Raw genomic sequence first — 16,764 nt, forward strand, 5'->3', positions numbered from 1 at the left:
TTAATGAAAACTAGAGAAGAAGCGTTAAGCTACGGTCTTACATTTCCATATACCTATCAGGAGGCGCCATTTCACGATCCAAACTGGCAGCTGATTAGGGTGAAGCCCAGCAAAAAGGCTTTCCTTTGGTCCTACGAAAAGGATGGGCAGATTTGTCTAAATCTGAAATGTGACCCGGAGTGGCGTGATTTCTGGAGACGCACCTACGAAGCCGTAATTCCTGGTTATCACCAGAACAAGGAGCATTGGAACACTGTGATTTTGGACGGTAGCATCCCAGATGAGGATGTGAAACGTATGATTGCAGAAAGCTATGATTTGGTGACAGATTCTCCTACAAAACGTATATACGAAGCAGTGAAACACATTCCTCAGGGAAAGGTTGCTACCTACGGTCAGGTGGCCACTATGGCGGGCAATCCTAAAATGAGCCGTGCTGTAGGAAATGCCCTTCACAAGAATCCCGATTTTGAAAACATTCCTTGCTATCGAGTGGTAAATTCTAAAGGCGAGCTTGCTGGCGAGTACGTGTTTGGCGGCGCCTGGGCCCAGAAGGAGCTGTTGGAAGCTGATGGAATCGTTGTTGAAAACGGGAAGGTAGATTTGACTAAATATGGAATGGAAATCGAATAAGGAAAAATTTATTACACATATAAAAAATATTATCGGGATTATCATAAAGTATTTAAAATACTCCATCATCGATGGCATCATTATTGGAGTTGTAAACTATCTTTTTATGCTCTATATGGAAATGCCATGGAAGATAGGGATTTCTATTTTGATGGGAATTACAAATCTGATTCCAAGTGTAGGACCTGTTATTGGTGCAATAATTGGTGGTGTGGTTCTAGCCTTTTATGATATTAAGCAGGCGCTGTGGCTGTTGACATTTACAGTTGTCCTCCAAACAATCGATGGCCTTATTATTAAGCCAAAACTATTTGGAGATAGCTTTGGAATCTCAGGCGTATGGATGCTGATTGCTATGATTGTCGGTGGCGGAGTGTTTGGTGTTTTAGGAATCATTTTTGTGGTACCTGTAGTTGCAATAGTGAAATATTTGATAAAAAATGTTTACTTGCCATACAAACATAAGGAAGATTTCAAGAAAGATTAAAAAAGGTGTTGACCTTGCCCTTGGGGCAGCCCTTAACATAAGACTCAACAAGAAAACACTTAAGAAATGGAGGGCATTATGAAAGAAAAAATGACATCAGGAGAAATTGCAAAGCAGGCAGGGGTATCACCTAAGGCACTTCGTATATACGATGAGAAAGGACTTCTAAAGCCTGTTGATATTTCCGAAGGAAATTACAAGCTTTATGACAAGAGCTCACTTATTATTTTAGAAAAAATCATAGCACTCAAGCACATTGGATTTAGTTTGGAAGAGATTAAGACTAATCTGGAAAATGATGATTTGAGTTCCATCAAGGAGATACTTGAAAATCAGCTTGAAATGATGAATCAGAAAATATATGAGCTTGAAAAATCAGCTGGGTGTATCAAATCTGCACTTGCCAGATTAGACGAGAATCCTGACTGGGATGATATCGCGGACATTATCAAGAAGATGGAAATGAGCCAAGGCGCAGACGAACGCAGATGGTATGCCGCAGATCACGCTGCTGACGGAATAGAGTGGTACGAGAAAATTTTCAATTCTATGTCTTTCAAGGAATCGGATACGGTCCTTGATCTTGGCTGTAGCTATGGTCTTTTGTGGAGAAAGAATTGGAAGCGCATCCCTTCAAATTTCAGCGTTGAAGGCTACGACATACATGGAAATTGGGCTGATGATTTATATGAATATCTTAATGAAAATCGAGCTTCACTTCCAAAAGGGTCTGATATTCAAGTGATTTTTAGCAACCTTGAAAAGAGCGAGACTTGGGAAAAGATTAAGGCAAAGAAGTATTCTAAGATTATTGCTCATTACCTTTTATCGTATCTAAATGATGAAAAGACTTTTATCGCAAATGTGGCTCAGGTTCTTGCAAAAGGTGGGATGTTTTCGGTTAATCACTATGGCGAAGCTGCAAAAGAATATGATTACTGGGAAAAGGTATTAGATGAAGTGGGGGTAGATAAGCAGTTTGCTTTGAAAAAGCGCGCAGAGAGAAGACAGATGGATGTAGAGTTTGAGGCACTTCTCTCAGAGCATTTTGAGAGATTTGAAAAAATATCATTGCCAGGTCCGCTCATATTTGAAAGTGCTGAGGCCCTCTTCGATAGAATGCTTAAGAAATATCCGGAAGGGAAAAGGTATCTAGAAGATAACAGGAATAAAATCGAGGAATACTTTGATAGAGTAGTTCTTAAGGATGGACCAGTTACTGTGGATATGGATAGTGTGTTTTATCATTGTTTCAAATAATAGGGGGATGTTATGCAGATAGGGAGTTCAAATGATGCTGCCGCAGTGAAAGAGCAGTACAAAACATCAGCGGGTTTGGATACAAGGATATCCTTTCACGACAAGTATTCTACCAATAAGCTGGGATACGGTAATTGGATTTTTTCTAATTTTGATTTTAGCAAAGGAATGAAGGTTTTAGAGATTGGATGTGGCACAGGAAGCCTTTGGATAGGGCATGACGATATAATAGCAGAGCTTGATAGTCTGGTCCTGACAGATTTATTACAGGGGATGCTTGAAACTGCCGAAGCCAATCTTGGCAAGTCAAGTAACGTAAAATATCAGCTTGCAGATATTCAGGATTTACCATTTGAGGATGGCTCCTTTGACATAATAATTGCCAATTCCATGCTCTATCATGTTCCAGATTTAGGTAAAGGACTCAGTGAGGTGCGCAGAGTTCTTAAGGGTGACGGGAGATTCTACTGCGCCACACTAGGAGAGAATAATTTTATGGAGGAAATTGCCAAGTGGTTTAAGCTAGGAGGGGAATCTTTCACGCCTAACTATAATTTCACTATGCAAAATGGAAAGAGTAAGCTGCAAACTGTTTTCTCAGATATAGAGGCAAGATTATACGATGACTCTCTTCACATAACAGACATTGATGATTTGGTAACATATCTAAGCAGCCTGTCATCACTGAAGATGCTAAATGAAGTTCCGCTTGAAAAAATAAGGGAGATAATAAAGTATCACGCAATAGATGGGGTGGTGGACTTGCCTAAGGAATATGGCATGTTCATTGCTAGCTGAGAATAGTAGAAATATGGAAGGAGTTAGTTTGGATAAGAAGACTACATACAGTGATTTTGTAATTGTTTTATAAAAACACTGCTTTACTTAAAGATGTTAATGGAGAGCCTGCTTTAAATCACTTCATATGCCTGAGTTTGATGAATATAGCAGCAGAGATATTGAATTCGCAATGTATATGTAGTGTACGAATTTCCACTAATAAGCTGGGGTATAATAATTAACAAATGCATCCCAAATGTAGGAAATGTAATTTGGGGATGATTATAAAATTTTAACTATGCATCCCATTTGAGAAAACATTGTTTTAGGGATGCATTGTACAAATGGTAAATGCATCCCAAATTGGCAATTGTGCTTTATGGGATGCATTGTTAATTATTTAGTGCTGTTACTTAGTGAATAATTAGCAGGAAAATTGCCAAAACAATGAAATTCATGCATCCCAAAATAGAAAAAAGTGCATATGGGATGCATGACTTCAAAATGAGAATTTTTTCATGCATCCCAAAAACATAAAATGCCTATTAGGGATGCATAATGACTTGAAAGATGTTCTTTAGCCTAATCTTAATTAATAGAAATATACCATAGATTAGGTATAATCGATATTTATAAAGATATAAACGCAGCCAGGCCTCCTCTATTAGCACCCATAATCCTATGAGAATAGAAAAGTTTAGGATTGCAGCGGGTGCAGTAATCCGTAATTTCGATATGTTCATCTGGTATGCAAGCCTCTAGGAATACTAAGCGGCAGGCTGCCCACAAATCCAGCATATATTTGTCTTTGTCGTCTGGATTAAAGATGGATGGGCGAAGCAGCTCTGACTTATGAGATTCGCCAAAGGCTTTTATAAATTCTTCAGCCACATCAGCACTAACTTCATAGCAATCCTTGCAGATACTAGGTGCAATTCCACATAAAATATCAGAAGGCTCGCAGCCGAATGCTTCGTGCATTTTTTCAATGGTTACTTTTCCGATTTTTCCTACAGTACCACGCCATCCTGAATGGGACAAGGCCACCACTTCCTGTACAGGATCATAGAAGAATAGGGGAACGCAGTCAGCATAAAAGGTAACTAGTGGCATGTCTTTTACATTTGTGATTAATCCGTCCACATCATCGTATGGTAAAGGCTTGGTTAATCCATTTCCAGCATCCTTCTCATCCACAATGATTACGTTTGTAGTGTGAGTCTGCTTTGACAGACACATGCGCTCATAATTAATATCAAGGGCAGAGGCAATTCTGTGATAGTTTTCGCGCACGTTCTCATCTGAATCGCCGCGGTTAAAGCCAAGATTTAGCGAGTCAAACACGCCTTCACTAACACCGCCGATTCTAGTGGAAAAGCCGTGCTTAACCCCAGCAGTCTTAAATGAATTAAAAGTTAAAAAAGATACATTATTTCGAGTCTCTAAATTCATAAGTACTATTGCTCCCTAAGCTTCCTGTTGTAAAAGTTCTTCTAATCCTGCAACTGCAATATCATGGTTTCTGTCCTTGGCATGTACGGCGTAGAGGCCGCATTCTCTAGCACCGATGACATTTCGCTCAGAATCATCGATAAATACACACTCGCTAGGATTTAAATTGTACTTTTCTAAAATGCGCTGGTAGATGGCATGGTCAGGCTTGATAAGCTTTTCCTCGCAGGAGAATACACCACCATCTAATAATGGCAAGAAATCCAGCTGCTTTGCCGCCTGCTCCTTAAGATGATATGACCAGTTCGAAAGGAAGAGCACCTGATAGCCGCGAGCCTTAAGCTCCTTAATCCAGTCTTTTGTAAAATCAAACTGCCACAAAGCATTGCCGCAGGTCTCCCAGAAATGAGTGATTTCATTCTTAATGTCGGGAGCATCTTTTGTGAAGGATGCAAGCAATTCATCGTTAGTTAAAACACCTCTGTCAACCTCATCCCACTTGTGATTTCCAAATACGTTTTCTTTTATTCTTTCAACCAGCTTTTCATCGCCATTGAACTCCTTCATCATATAGGCAGTCCAGTCATAGCCAATGAGAACTCCACCAATATCAAAAATAATAGTTTTAATCATTTCGTAACCTCTTTTCTTATGGGATTATTTTTAGAAAATCCATTTGTAAGTCTAGCAAAATCAGCTGGGAAAAACAAATGCAATGGAAGAGTTCTGTTTAATGCTATGCAACAATTATAAGGTTTAGTATACTAAAGCTATTAGGAGGGCAAGGATTATGATTAAAGTTTATTGTTACGAAAGATGCACAACCTGCAAAAAGGCACTGAAGTGGCTTGATGATAATAAAATCAAATATGAGCTCATAGATATTAAGGGGAGCAACCCAGACAAAGCTACTATAAAGTCAGCTTATGAAAAGAGTGGTCAACCTCTTAAGAAATTCTTTAATACAAGCGGTCAGCTTTACAGAGGGATGGAGCTTTCAAAGAAGCTTCCTGATATGAGCGAGGATGAGCAGCTGAATCTATTAGCTTCAGATGGAATGCTTGTAAAGCGCCCACTTGTCATAGGAGACAGCTTTGTATTGTTGGGCTTTAAGGAAGCTGATTGGCAGGAAAATCTTAAATAATTAGTATTGCTTATAGTTATAGTTTTGGTTATAATCATTAAAACTCAAAACCGACAAAGTGAGGTAATAATGAAAAAACGAGACAATTACTCGGTGCAGTTATAATGCTGACAGCAGGTTGTACCGAGGTTAATTAGGATTATAATTGCTGTCAAATAACTGCGCCTACAAATATAAAAATGGGAAACGACTAAAAAGTATTTGAAAAGGAGCAGATATGAACACAAATAGAATAAATGAATTAAGAAAAGAATGGGAAGCTGAGGAGAAAATTGCCCATATTCACGGATGGGATTTTTCTCATATCCATGGCAGATATGAGGAGGAAGAGGATTTGCCTTGGGACTATGAGGCCATTATCAGAGAAAACTTGACTGACAACATACAACTTATGGACTTTGACACAGGTGGCGGCGAGTTTCTACTTTCACTGAAGCACCCATACGAAAATACAGCAGCAACAGAAGGATATCCACCAAATGTAGAGCTCTGCAAGGAGACATTACTTCCTCTTGGAATAGATTTTAGGGCTTGCGATGATGCTAAAAATGTTCCATTTGCAGATGAATACTTTGATATGCTTATCAATCGACATGGTGATTTTGATGCAAAGGAAGCAGGTCGCCTGCTACGCCAAGGAGGCTTGTTCATAACTGAGCAGGTAGGAGCAAATAATGATAGAGACCTTGTTGAAATGGTACTTCCAGATTTTCCAAAGCCATTTCCAGAATTAGAGCTTGCTATCCAGCAGAAGAAATTCCAGGACGAGGGATTTGAAATCTTAAGAGCTGAAGAGGTTTACAGACCAATTCGTTTTTACGATATAGGAGCATTTGTGTGGTTCGCTCACATCATTGAGTGGGAGTTCCCAGGGTTCTCTGTTGAAAAATGCTTTGATAAGCTTTTAAAAATGCAGGAAATAATCGACAGAGATGGCTTTGTAGAAGGAACCATTCACAGATATCTTATTGTTGCAAAGAAAAGACGATTGTAATAGGGCAGGTGTACACAAGCACCTGCCCATTGTTTAACATATTTACGAGCAGGAGGATGACGACGTGAGCACAAAAACAAGCTATTTATTTGAGACAGAAAGATTAGGCTTTCGCCATTGGAGAGAGGATGATGCGGAGGTTTTATTTAGCATGGCAAAAGAAAAAGAGGTTGGAAGTCCTTGCGGATGGCCTGCTCATAAGACAATAGAAGAAAGCATCAACGTGATAAATAACGTATTTACGAATCCTGAAAATTATGCCATTTGCTTAAAGAAGACAGGGGAGCCAATCGGCACCGCTGATTTGACGTTTCATTATGAAAATAAGGATGAGTGCGAGCTAGGTTATTGGCTGGGAAAGCCTTACTGGGGGCAGGGCATTATGCCTGAGGCCTGCGCACTTCTCTTAAAAAGAGCCTTTGAGGATTTGAATGTTTCAAAGGTTTGGTGTGGATATTTTGAAGGAAATGAAAAGTCAAAACGTGTTCAAGAAAAGCTTGGATTCAAGTATAATAGAACAGATGAAAATGTAAAGGTGCCACTCTTAGATGAGATTAGGACAAATGTGGTAAATCTTATGACAAAAGAGGATTGGGAACAGCTTAACAACTAATCTGTAGGGCTAGCAAAGCCCAATTTTAAAGTAAGTAGAGATATTTGATGGAAAATAAAACGATATTAAAAAACAAAATTGTAGTATGCGGCCTGGCAATACTTTGCTGCCTGCTGTGGGGTAGCGCATTTCCAAGCATTAAAATAGGATATAGATTATTTGAAATAGGCTCCGGCGATAGCATGTCCCAGATCCTTTTTGCAGGAATCAGATTTTTCCTGGCAGGGATATTGGCAATCATTTTCGGTAGCCTTCTTCAGGAAAAGGTATTGTTTCCCAAAAAGGATTCCTGGGGAATGGTTTGCAAGCTCAGCATCTTCCAGACTGTCCTTCAATATTTCTTTTTCTACATGGGACTTGCGCACTCATCAGGAGTGAAATCATCCATTATTAATGGCATGAGCACTTTCTTCGCAATCCTGATGGCTTCCCTTGTGAGGAAACAGGAAAAACTCACTACCAATAAGATGGTAGGCTGCGTGCTGGGAGCTGCAGGTGTGATATTGGTTAGCTTAGCTGGCGGAGACATGGGCGCAGGCTTTGCAATAAATGGCGAAGGCTTTATCCTTATAGCTTCAGTATCCTATGCTATTTCATCAGTACTTATTAAGGAATATTCTCTCAGGGAAAATCCTGTCACGCTCAGCGGATATCAGTTTATTATTGGCGGTCTTATAATGATAATCGTAGGAATACTGGCTGGTGGCAGACTTCACATGACATCCCCTGCCGGCATTCCACTCATTATCTATATGGCTTTGATATCATCAGTGGCTTATTCCATCTGGGGCGTGCTACTAAAGTACAATCCAGTATCATCAGTCACCATATACGGATTTACGAATCCAATTTTTGGAGCAATCCTTTCAGCAATATTCCTGTCAGAGTGGCAGACAATTACTTTAAAGTACTTGGTGGCGCTAGTGCTTGTGAGTCTTGGAATATTTATTGTTAATAGGGCGAAAAATTAGGAGAATTAGAAAATGAAAGTGGGATTATCAGCTTGCTCAAATGGACATAGTAAGGAGTGGGCATATCAAATAGATGAGTTAGAAGAAGTCCTTGATAGCATGGGGGTTGAAACGGTTAGAGCCCCTCATATTGTGTCAGAGATTGATGAATTTAGTGGGACAGATGAAGAGAGAGCCGCTGATTTAATGAGTTTTTATAAGGATGATTCTATAGAAGCTATTTATGATATTTCAGGTGGCGATTTAGCTAATGGGGTTCTGAAATATCTTAATTTTGATCTGATAGCACAGTCCAATAAGACATTTTGGGGCTATAGTGATTTAACTACCATCCTAAACGGGATATATGCAATGACTGGAAAATCATCGGTATTATATCAGGTGAAAAATATGGTTTATTCTGATGATGCGCTGCTTAAAGATAGATTTCAGGAATATTTAAATGGTGATGCCTCCAAGCTGTTTAACTTGAATTACAAATTCCTTCAGGGAAACTCAATGGAAGGCGTTGTGGTTGGAGGAAATATCAGATGCTTCACTAAGCTTGCAGGTACAAAGTATTGGCCAGATATGAAAGGAAAAGTATTGTTACTGGAATCATACGGAGGAGGCTCGGGCCAGATAGCTACCCTTTTTGCTCAGCTTGAGCAGATTGGAGTATTTGATGAAGTGGAAGGAGTGTTACTTGGCACATTTACAAATTATGAAAAGGAAAATCTTCAATTGACAGTTTATGATTTATTAAAAATGCACATTAGTGAGGATTTACCAGTTGCCTCAACAAGAGAAATTGGACATGGGTTTGACTCTAAGGCAATTGTCATCGGCGGAGAAATAAGGCTAGAGAAAGAATGAGGTGCAATATGAACCAAAAGGAGAGAATGCTTGCTAATCTTCCATACAAGGCTTGTCTGGATGGGCTTAGCGAGGAGCGATTGGAAAACAAAAAGAGGATTTTCAAGTACAATAATATGGATCCAGGCGACACAGCTGGAAAGGACAAATTAATCAAGGAAATTCTTGGCAAAACTGGAAACACAGTATGTATAGAATCACCTTTTCACTGCGACTATGGCTACAACATAGAAGTGGGCGAAAACTTCTTTGCCAACTATAATCTGGTTATACTTGATGTTGGCAAGGTCAAAATTGGTGACAACGCCCAGATAGCACCAAACGTTGCTATTTACACTGCAGGGCATCCTATTCATCCTGATTCCCGCAATACAGGCTACGAATATGGAATTGACATCACTATTGGTGATAATGTATGGATTGGCGGAAACACCTGCATCATGCCAGGGGTAACAATTGGAAATAACGTAGTCATCGGTGGAGGAAGCGTGGTAACCAAAGATCTTCCAGATAACGTAATTGCGGTAGGAAATCCTTGCAGGATAGTGAGAGAAATCACTGAGGACGACAGAGATTATTATTTTAAAGATAGAAAATTTGATGTAGAAGATTACAAGTAGAAGGATTTGCAATATAATTCTATTCATGGACATCCCAAAGATGGTTAGAAACTATTGTATATAGATAAAAGGAGAATTGTCATGGTAAAACACATTATTTTATGGACACTTAAGGACGAGCTTTCAGCAGAGGAAAAGGAGCAGGTAAAGCAAGGCATTAAAGAAGGATTAGAAGGTCTTGCAGGAAAGATTCCTGGAATGGTCGATATCAAGGTTAACATCAACGGACTTGCCAGCTCAAATGCTGATTTGATGCTTGATTCTACTTTTGAAAATGAAGAGGCTTTAAAGGGCTACGCAGTTCACCCAGACCATGTTGCAGTAGCAGATGGAAAGGTTAGACCTTACACAAAAATCAGAAGCTGTTTAGACTTTGAAGTATAGATTCATGTTTTTCATCAGAAAAACATGAATCGTAAATACCATGAAAATAGATTTATCTATTTTCATGTCCTGCAAAGCAGGATTCTTGCTGACAATTTCATTGTTGGGTCAGCAAGAAGTCATAATTTAATAACGAGGTAATACATGATATATATAGGCTGTCACTTATCAGTGACAAATGGTTACGAAGCAATGGGACGCCAGATGACAGAATTTGGTGGAAATACCTTTGCATGGTTTACAAGAAATCCAAGAGGTGGAAAAGCGAAGGATATTGAGCCTGCTGATGTTGAAAAGCTTCAGGCAATCCTTGAAAAAGAAAAGTTTGGAACACTTGTGGCACACGCAAGCTACACGATGAATCTTTGCTCGGCAAAGCCAGAGACTAGAGCGAATGCCCTAGATATGCTTCAGCAGGATTTGCAGCGTATGGAGCAGGTTCCACATCAGTACTATAATTTCCATCCAGGCTCCCACACTGGCCAGGGAACAGAGACTGGAATTCAGCAGATTGCAGATGGACTTAATCAATCTCTATGGGAGGATATGAACACCACAGTCCTTCTTGAAACCATGGCGGGCAAGGGCTCAGAGGTGGGAAAGACCTTTGAGGAGCTTCGAGAAATAATTGACCGCACCACATTAAATGACAAGCTTGGTGTTTGTCTGGACACCTGCCATATCTGGGATGGAGGCTATGACATCGTCAATGATTTAGACGGTGTGCTGACCAAGTTCGATAAGATAATCGGCTTGGACAGACTTAAGGCAATCCATTTCAATGATAGCAAAAACGAATGCGGTGCCGCAAAGGACCGCCACGAAAAGCTGGGGCAGGGCTACATCGGAATGGATGCAATGAAAAGAATTGCCATGCATCCAGTTACACAGAATCTTCCATTCATTCTGGAAACACCAAACGATGATAAGGGATACATGGAAGAAATCGCAATTGTTAACAGCTGGATGAGCTAGTTAACACATAGTAGGAGGAGTCAAATGAAGGTATTAATTATTAACGGTAGTCCACGTAAGGACGGAAATACATCAGTTGCATTAAATGAAATGACCAAAATCTTTGAGGAGCAAGGAATTGAGGCTGAGGTTGTTCAGATTGGAAATAAGGATGTTAGGGGCTGCATTGCCTGCGGCTCATGTGCTACAAAGGGAAAATGCGTTTTTGATGATGTTGTAAATGAGCTTGCCCCTAAATTCGAAGAGGCAGATGGTTTGGTTGTAGCATCACCGGTTTATTATGCTTCAGCCAATGCAACACTTATCGCTTGCCTTGATAGATTGTTCTACAGCACAGGCTTTGACAAGACAATGAAGGTGGGAGCCAGCGTGGTAGTGGCACGTAGAGGCGGTCTTTCAGCTACATACGATGAATTAAACAAATACTTTACAATTTCTGGCATGCCTGTAGCATCCAGCCAGTACTGGAATAGCGTTCATGGTAGACTTCCAGGAGAGGCAGCTTCTGATGAAGAGGGACTACAGACACTTAGAGTTTTAGCTAGAAACATGTCTTTCTTAATGAAGAGTATCGCTCTTGGAAAAGAGCAGTTTGGTTTACCAGAAAAGGAAGAGCATATTTTTACTAATTTTGTTAAATAATAAAATGATGTGACATCAGGGGTTACTAAATAAAATTACTATTAAGAAAATATGGTGAACACATAAAATGAATAATATGTTTGATGATGAATCGATAAATATTGATGAATATAAACCAGATAGCAGGGGCGTTGAGCTTGCAAAGAAATATCTCTTAAGCAGAAGAATTGTTTTGCTGTATTGCTTAGCTTGCTTGTTTTTAGTTTATTATTGGTTTATAAAGAAAGATTTCTTTGGCCTCTATCTGGTTAAAGCGGCTTATGTTTACATAGCACTAGAAATCCTAGTTTTAAGTAGTGGAATTTTGGCGCTCATTAATTATCATTTTTCTAAAAAGCATAATGATTTTAGCGACCAGGAAAAATTTGATTTTAACTACTTCATTTATTACAAAGCAAAGCTTAAAACTAAATTCTTAAAAAACAGGCATCTCGTTCACATGGCTATGAACTGTGCCTTGATGGGAGACAAAGCTAAATGCCGCGAAGCTCTTAGCCAGGTTACAGGCAACTATCAGCCCAACGCTCTTAAAATACTGCAGGAATGGCTGGATTCTGAGGAAGCTTCAATAGACAGGGAAAAGCTTTTGGCTGAAAAGAGAAAGCCACAGGGCGTTAGACTTTTATTTGTATATGTAATTGTAATAATAGCTTTAATGGCGGCTTGTATCGATTACACAATGCTTATTGCCTATGGATTTTCTAAAACAACCATTTTATTATTTGGTTTTTTGCAGGCAATAGGTTTTGGCATTATTCTTATGAGCATTGTTATTTCTATCTGCATGTTTGTAAAAAGAAATAAATCCTTAGACCTGCAGGCTCCGATAAATAAACCATTAAGACTGATAATTGCTATAGTTATAGCGATTGCTGTTGTTTTCTCAAATGATGCTCTCAGGTACGGACTAAGCAGTGATGAAACCGAAGTCAGTGACGATTACGAAACTGATGAGTATTATGATTATAGCGACAGCTATGATGACTACAGCGATGATGACTACAGTGATTATTCTGAGGATGATTACTACGATGATTCTTATCCATCAGAGCTGGATATTATGAATAAAATGATTGTGCTGTGCAACTATTTGCAGAAGGACGGTGTCATCGATGATTTCTCCGTGGAATTAGGCTACACAGCCAAGGGTTACGTCAAGGGCACAGTGGCCCAGGACGATGACTACGTATACATCCTTTATGACAACGGCACAAAGGACGACGACAGCGGCAATAGCTGCATTGAGCTTGTCCTAGAAGCAGAGCCTCTAGATGAAAACGGCAATTCCCTAGGCCAATCCGAAGCCAAGCTAATGGGCTTCTACCTAGTCAACCTGGAGACCGATGAAGTTATTGATGAGCACAAAACACATTGGTAAATTTTATAAAGAAATAAATGCATCGAGACTACCTCTGTTTGCACCAGTAATTCTATGAAATTTGAAGCTTAGGATTACTGTGAATGCAATAGTTGGTGGTCTCGCTGTGTTTTTTAGGTGGTAAAGCTAGATTTCTGGGAATACAGTTATGCAGTGTTATGAGAAAACGTGTTTAATCAAAAATACAATATAAATATAACAGATACCTTGACTAAACGAATACATAAAAGTATATTAATAGAGCGTTATTAATGTATGTCTGTGAATTTAGTACATAAGAACGCAAATTATTGTCTAATTTTCCGTAAGATTTTTTCAATCTTATAATTCCTATTACATAAAAGTTGACGATATTGAAAGTTATTAGGTAAATATCGCGAACTATAATCCACACAAATTAATAATTGGTAATAAATGAAATCTGCAATAGTGGTTACGCATCAGTTATTACATGAAAAATAGTGTATACGAAAAGTTTAATGTATATCTATATAGCAGCTGATGTAGCAATGTACGGTAAAACCAATGTGGTAATTCTGATTTCCGTAATTTATCGCCCCAAATAGGTATGTTAAATAGTTTATTTTTTAATAGTTAAGAAAAGCAAGGAGATATTTCGATGATTGAAGATATTAGTAGTCTATTAATAGAGCAGCTTGGAGAAATTCAAGCTCTGCTTAAAAAATCAAATAAAAATATGATTAAATATAAAGATGTTCCTAAAAAACATATATATATTTCTAAATGTAATGGAACCTATCAATATTATGAAGCAATTAATGGTGAACGAAAATATTTAGCTAAGAAGGATGTAAAGAATTACACCAAATATTTGCAACGTGATTACGAAGAAAAAGAAAATAGACTTTTATTGAAGCTTGAAAAATCAATAAAAACATTCGCTAAAAATTATGATGTCAAAGCTATTAACAATATTTATGAAAACTACAATGAAGAGAAAAGAAATGTGATAGTTCCCATTGTGGAAACAGACGATATGTTCATTTCCAGATGGCAAAGTGAAATGCATGGAGATCAAAATAAATTTTACGAGAAGGGAAACTTTAAAACTCGACGAGGAGAATATGTTAGATCCAAATCAGAAATGATTATAGCGGATTATTTTAATGAATATGGTTTAGATTATGTATATGAACCTGAATTGAAGCTTTCAGAGGATAATGTCATCTATCCAGATTTTGCAATATTGAATGTTCGAAAAAAGAAGACTATATATTGGGAACATCTAGGTATGATTGATGATGGTGAGTATGCAAGTAAAAACTTCAATAAGCTAAGAGAATATGAGAGGGCAGGTTATACCATAGGAAATAACATTGTCTTTTCAATGGAATCAATGGAGCGACCATTGGACATAGAAGAAATAGAAAAGAAAATAAAGGAATATTGTGTTTAGTTGGGAGAAATAATGAATAATATAAATGAACCTATAAGTATTTTAAAGAAGTATTATGGCTATGATGATTTTAGAGAAGGACAAGAAGCTGTCATCAATACTATTTTAGAAGGAAATGATTGTTTGGCAATTATGCCTACGGGAGCAGGTAAATCGATATGTTATCAAATACCAGCATTAATGTTTGATGGTATTACAATTGTGATTTCGCCATTAATATCACTTATGCAAGATCAGGTGAAGGCGCTAAAAAGCGCTCAGATAGAAGCCTGCTATATAAATTCTTCTCTGACAGATTTGGAAATAGCTAAAGTTTTCGCAGATGTTTCAGCTGGAAAATACAAAATAATGTATGTTTCACCAGAAAGGTTAGATAACGTAAAATTTTGGGAATATTGCAGGTCGTTAAACATTTCTATGGTTACAGTAGATGAAGCCCATTGTCTTTCACAATGGGGCCAGGATTTTAGACCAAGCTATCTTAGAATTTCAGAATTTGTAAAAAGATTACCAAAAAGACCAGTATTAAGTGCATTTACAGCCACGGCAACTGCTGCTGTTAAAAATGACATTATTGAAAGATTAGAATTAATAAATCCGCAAATAACCAGTACAGGCTATGATAGAACTAATCTATATTATCGAGTGGAAGCAACTACAAAAAAAGAGAAATACGTTGTTGATTACATACTTCAACACCAAAATCAGGCTGGCATTATATATTGCGCAACAAGAAAAAATGTAGAAAAAATATACGAAGCTTTAATAAAGGCGGACATTAATGCAACTATGTATCATGCTGGTTTAAGCAATAGCAATAGAAAAAAGAATCAAGATGACTTTATTTATGATAGAAAAGATATTATTGTTGCAACTAATGCTTTTGGAATGGGAATAGATAAATCTAATGTTAGATTTGTAATTCATTATAATATGCCACAAAGCATTGAAAACTACTATCAGGAAGCAGGACGAGCTGGTAGAGATGGTGAAGAAGCTGAGTGTACATTGTTGTTTTCATCCCAGGATATAGTGATAAATAAGTTTTTGCTTGAAAATAAGGATTTTAGTAATGTATCACCCGAAGATGTAGAGCTTGTAAAGCATAATGACTCGTTGAGATTAAAATCTATGATTGAATATTGTCAAACAACAAGTTGTTTAAGAGACTATATTTTGACCTACTTTGGTGAAAATAAAAAAGGGGATTGCAATAAATGTGGCAATTGCAGTAGAGAATACAAAGTTGCTGATATGAAAGAACAGGCAAAATGGGTTATTAATTGTGTTGCCGAAACAAAGGGAAGCTACGGAATAAATGTTGTAATAAAAACTCTTAGAGGCGCAAGAAGCTCAAAACTAATAGATATTGGAACTGTAAATTACAAGTCTTATGGGCAGCTTAAGGATGAAACAGAAGTTAATCTGCGAACTTTAATTAATCAAATGATTTGTGACGGCCTGCTAGTTCAAACAGATAGTAAATATAGTGTTCTTCGAATGGGAAATATTGATAGATTGAAGCAAGCAGAGCCATATAATGTAAAGCAGTGCAAAAGTGTTAAGAAAAAAGCTCCTAGCAATAATATTAAAGATAAGAAAGATAAGAAAGATGAGACTTTATTTGAATTGCTTAGAAAACTTAGGTTGAGATTAGCAAAAGAAGAGGGGATGCCTCCTTATATCGTATTTAGCGATAAGACTTTAGTTGATATGGTTAATAAATGTCCAAAGACAATAGATGAGTTCCTGGATGTATCAGGTGTTGGCCAAGCGAAAGCAGAAAAATATGGAGATGAGTTCATAGGCGCAATAGTTGAATATAGCAGAAACAGCTCTAAGAATATGAATTTACATGAAAATGACTGCTAATTAATAGATTTACCGTAAGAGCAAAAACATTAAGGACTAAAAAATACATAAAAAAGCCTTCCCTAAAGAAAAATGCCGTAGTGATTTGCTTTGACCAAATTGAATACTACGGTAAAACAAATAAAGCTTATAATTCTTATGTAACAGCAATAATCTGGATATATAAGAATTTACGGAAAAATGTGATGCTATTCTAGATTTTATGTATGTAGACGAGAATAGAAAAAAATGTGATACGTTAAAAATAGGGAATTTAACAGATTTACCGTAACATTAACCAAAATGCT

18 protein-coding genes are annotated in these 16,764 nt (G+C 37.8%); 16 read left to right on the forward strand and 2 right to left on the reverse strand.

Going from position 1 to position 16,764, the window contains the following annotated elements:
• The first annotated feature begins 3 nt into the window (after positions 1–3).
• From G611_RS0108430 to G611_RS0108445, 4 genes are all read left to right on the forward strand, one after another.
• Positions 4–633: a methylated-DNA--[protein]-cysteine S-methyltransferase gene (locus tag G611_RS0108430; protein WP_028243247.1), complete on the forward strand. Its 630-nt coding sequence runs from the start codon at positions 4–6 to the stop codon at positions 631–633.
• On the forward strand, positions 614–1,120 hold the full coding sequence (locus G611_RS14410) for an AI-2E family transporter (protein ID WP_028243248.1): 507 nt from the start codon (positions 614–616) through the stop codon (positions 1,118–1,120). Before G611_RS0108430 ends, G611_RS14410 begins: the two co-directional genes overlap by 20 nt.
• Before the next feature lie 78 nt (positions 1,121–1,198).
• Positions 1,199–2,380 (forward strand): MerR family transcriptional regulator, encoded by a 1,182-nt coding sequence (locus tag G611_RS0108440; RefSeq protein ID WP_028243249.1) that lies wholly within the window; start codon positions 1,199–1,201, stop codon positions 2,378–2,380.
• A gap of 12 nt (positions 2,381–2,392) precedes the next feature.
• Complete coding sequence (locus G611_RS0108445; RefSeq protein ID WP_028243250.1) at positions 2,393–3,178, forward strand: class I SAM-dependent methyltransferase; 786 nt, start codon at positions 2,393–2,395, stop codon at positions 3,176–3,178.
• Positions 3,179–3,790: 612 nt separating this feature from the next.
• Here the strand turns inward: G611_RS0108445 and pgeF are convergent.
• Complete coding sequence (gene pgeF / locus G611_RS0108450; RefSeq protein ID WP_028243251.1) at positions 3,791–4,612, reverse strand: peptidoglycan editing factor PgeF; 822 nt, start codon at positions 4,610–4,612, stop codon at positions 3,791–3,793.
• A gap of 15 nt (positions 4,613–4,627) precedes the next feature.
• Positions 4,628–5,245, reverse strand: a complete 618-nt coding sequence (locus G611_RS14415) for an HAD family hydrolase (RefSeq protein ID WP_051195174.1) — start codon at positions 5,243–5,245, stop codon at positions 4,628–4,630.
• Between the two features lie 157 nt (positions 5,246–5,402).
• Here G611_RS14415 and G611_RS0108460 point away from each other — a divergent pair, with 157 nt between their 5' ends.
• The 12 genes from G611_RS0108460 to recQ all read left to right on the forward strand — a co-directional run bounded on the left by G611_RS0108460 (position 5,403) and on the right by recQ (position 16,477).
• Positions 5,403–5,756: an arsenate reductase family protein gene (locus G611_RS0108460; protein WP_028243252.1), complete on the forward strand. Its 354-nt coding sequence runs from the start codon at positions 5,403–5,405 to the stop codon at positions 5,754–5,756.
• A gap of 217 nt (positions 5,757–5,973) precedes the next feature.
• Complete coding sequence (locus tag G611_RS0108465) at positions 5,974–6,750, forward strand: methyltransferase (RefSeq protein WP_028243253.1); 777 nt, start codon at positions 5,974–5,976, stop codon at positions 6,748–6,750.
• Between the two features lie 64 nt (positions 6,751–6,814).
• A complete protein-coding gene (locus tag G611_RS0108470) occupies positions 6,815–7,363 on the forward strand; it encodes a GNAT family N-acetyltransferase (RefSeq protein WP_028243254.1) in 549 nt (182 codons plus the stop codon).
• A gap of 47 nt (positions 7,364–7,410) precedes the next feature.
• A complete protein-coding gene (locus tag G611_RS0108475; protein WP_036948766.1) occupies positions 7,411–8,334 on the forward strand; it encodes a DMT family transporter in 924 nt (307 codons plus the stop codon).
• 12 nt (positions 8,335–8,346) lie between these two features.
• Positions 8,347–9,189 (forward strand): LD-carboxypeptidase, encoded by an 843-nt coding sequence (locus G611_RS0108480; RefSeq protein WP_028243256.1) that lies wholly within the window; start codon positions 8,347–8,349, stop codon positions 9,187–9,189.
• 8 nt (positions 9,190–9,197) lie between these two features.
• Complete coding sequence (locus G611_RS0108485; RefSeq protein WP_028243257.1) at positions 9,198–9,809, forward strand: sugar O-acetyltransferase; 612 nt, start codon at positions 9,198–9,200, stop codon at positions 9,807–9,809.
• Between the two features lie 81 nt (positions 9,810–9,890).
• The gene (locus G611_RS0108490; RefSeq protein WP_028243258.1) at positions 9,891–10,193 is read left to right on the forward strand and encodes a Dabb family protein; all 303 of its coding nucleotides are present in this window, start codon (positions 9,891–9,893) and stop codon (positions 10,191–10,193) included.
• 144 nt (positions 10,194–10,337) lie between these two features.
• On the forward strand, positions 10,338–11,168 hold the full coding sequence (locus G611_RS0108495) for a deoxyribonuclease IV (protein WP_028243259.1): 831 nt from the start codon (positions 10,338–10,340) through the stop codon (positions 11,166–11,168).
• A gap of 24 nt (positions 11,169–11,192) precedes the next feature.
• The gene (locus G611_RS0108500; protein WP_028243260.1) at positions 11,193–11,810 is read left to right on the forward strand and encodes a flavodoxin family protein; all 618 of its coding nucleotides are present in this window, start codon (positions 11,193–11,195) and stop codon (positions 11,808–11,810) included.
• Between the two features lie 67 nt (positions 11,811–11,877).
• Positions 11,878–13,188 carry a hypothetical protein gene (locus G611_RS0108505; protein WP_028243261.1) on the forward strand — a complete coding sequence of 437 codons (1,311 nt, stop codon included), beginning with the start codon at positions 11,878–11,880 and terminating at the stop codon, positions 13,186–13,188.
• Between the two features lie 619 nt (positions 13,189–13,807).
• Positions 13,808–14,605 (forward strand): hypothetical protein, encoded by a 798-nt coding sequence (locus G611_RS15360; RefSeq protein WP_051195175.1) that lies wholly within the window; start codon positions 13,808–13,810, stop codon positions 14,603–14,605.
• A gap of 12 nt (positions 14,606–14,617) precedes the next feature.
• Entirely contained in the window at positions 14,618–16,477 is a 1,860-nt protein-coding gene (gene recQ, locus G611_RS0108515; protein ID WP_028243262.1) for a DNA helicase RecQ, read from the forward strand.
• Positions 16,478–16,764 lie beyond the last annotated feature (287 nt).

The organism is Pseudobutyrivibrio ruminis AD2017 (assembly GCF_000424305.1).
GTDB lineage: Bacteria > Bacillota > Clostridia > Lachnospirales > Lachnospiraceae > Pseudobutyrivibrio > Pseudobutyrivibrio ruminis_B.

Bases quoted from the DNA above. Each gene is read 5' to 3' on its own strand.
- G611_RS14415 (WP_051195174.1), bottom strand. From the start codon at position 5,245: ATGATTAAAACTATTATTTTTGATATTGGTGGAGTTCTCATTGGCTAT.
- G611_RS0108480 (WP_028243256.1), top strand. From the start codon at position 8,347: ATGAAAGTGGGATTATCAGCTTGCTCAAATGGACATAGTAAGGAGTGG.
- G611_RS14410 (WP_028243248.1), top strand. From the start codon at position 614: ATGGAATGGAAATCGAATAAGGAAAAATTTATTACACATATAAAAAAT.
- G611_RS0108495 (WP_028243259.1), top strand. From the start codon at position 10,338: ATGATATATATAGGCTGTCACTTATCAGTGACAAATGGTTACGAAGCA.
- pgeF (WP_028243251.1), bottom strand. From the start codon at position 4,612: ATGAATTTAGAGACTCGAAATAATGTATCTTTTTTAACTTTTAATTCA.
- recQ (WP_028243262.1), top strand. From the start codon at position 14,618: ATGAATAATATAAATGAACCTATAAGTATTTTAAAGAAGTATTATGGC.
- G611_RS0108490 (WP_028243258.1), top strand. From the start codon at position 9,891: ATGGTAAAACACATTATTTTATGGACACTTAAGGACGAGCTTTCAGCA.
- G611_RS0108430 (WP_028243247.1), top strand. From the start codon at position 4: ATGAAAACTAGAGAAGAAGCGTTAAGCTACGGTCTTACATTTCCATAT.
- G611_RS0108465 (WP_028243253.1), top strand. From the start codon at position 5,974: ATGAACACAAATAGAATAAATGAATTAAGAAAAGAATGGGAAGCTGAG.
- G611_RS0108440 (WP_028243249.1), top strand. From the start codon at position 1,199: ATGAAAGAAAAAATGACATCAGGAGAAATTGCAAAGCAGGCAGGGGTA.
- G611_RS0108445 (WP_028243250.1), top strand. From the start codon at position 2,393: ATGCAGATAGGGAGTTCAAATGATGCTGCCGCAGTGAAAGAGCAGTAC.
- G611_RS0108500 (WP_028243260.1), top strand. From the start codon at position 11,193: ATGAAGGTATTAATTATTAACGGTAGTCCACGTAAGGACGGAAATACA.
- G611_RS15360 (WP_051195175.1), top strand. From the start codon at position 13,808: ATGATTGAAGATATTAGTAGTCTATTAATAGAGCAGCTTGGAGAAATT.
- G611_RS0108505 (WP_028243261.1), top strand. From the start codon at position 11,878: ATGAATAATATGTTTGATGATGAATCGATAAATATTGATGAATATAAA.
- G611_RS0108485 (WP_028243257.1), top strand. From the start codon at position 9,198: ATGAACCAAAAGGAGAGAATGCTTGCTAATCTTCCATACAAGGCTTGT.
- G611_RS0108475 (WP_036948766.1), top strand. From the start codon at position 7,411: ATGGAAAATAAAACGATATTAAAAAACAAAATTGTAGTATGCGGCCTG.
- G611_RS0108460 (WP_028243252.1), top strand. From the start codon at position 5,403: ATGATTAAAGTTTATTGTTACGAAAGATGCACAACCTGCAAAAAGGCA.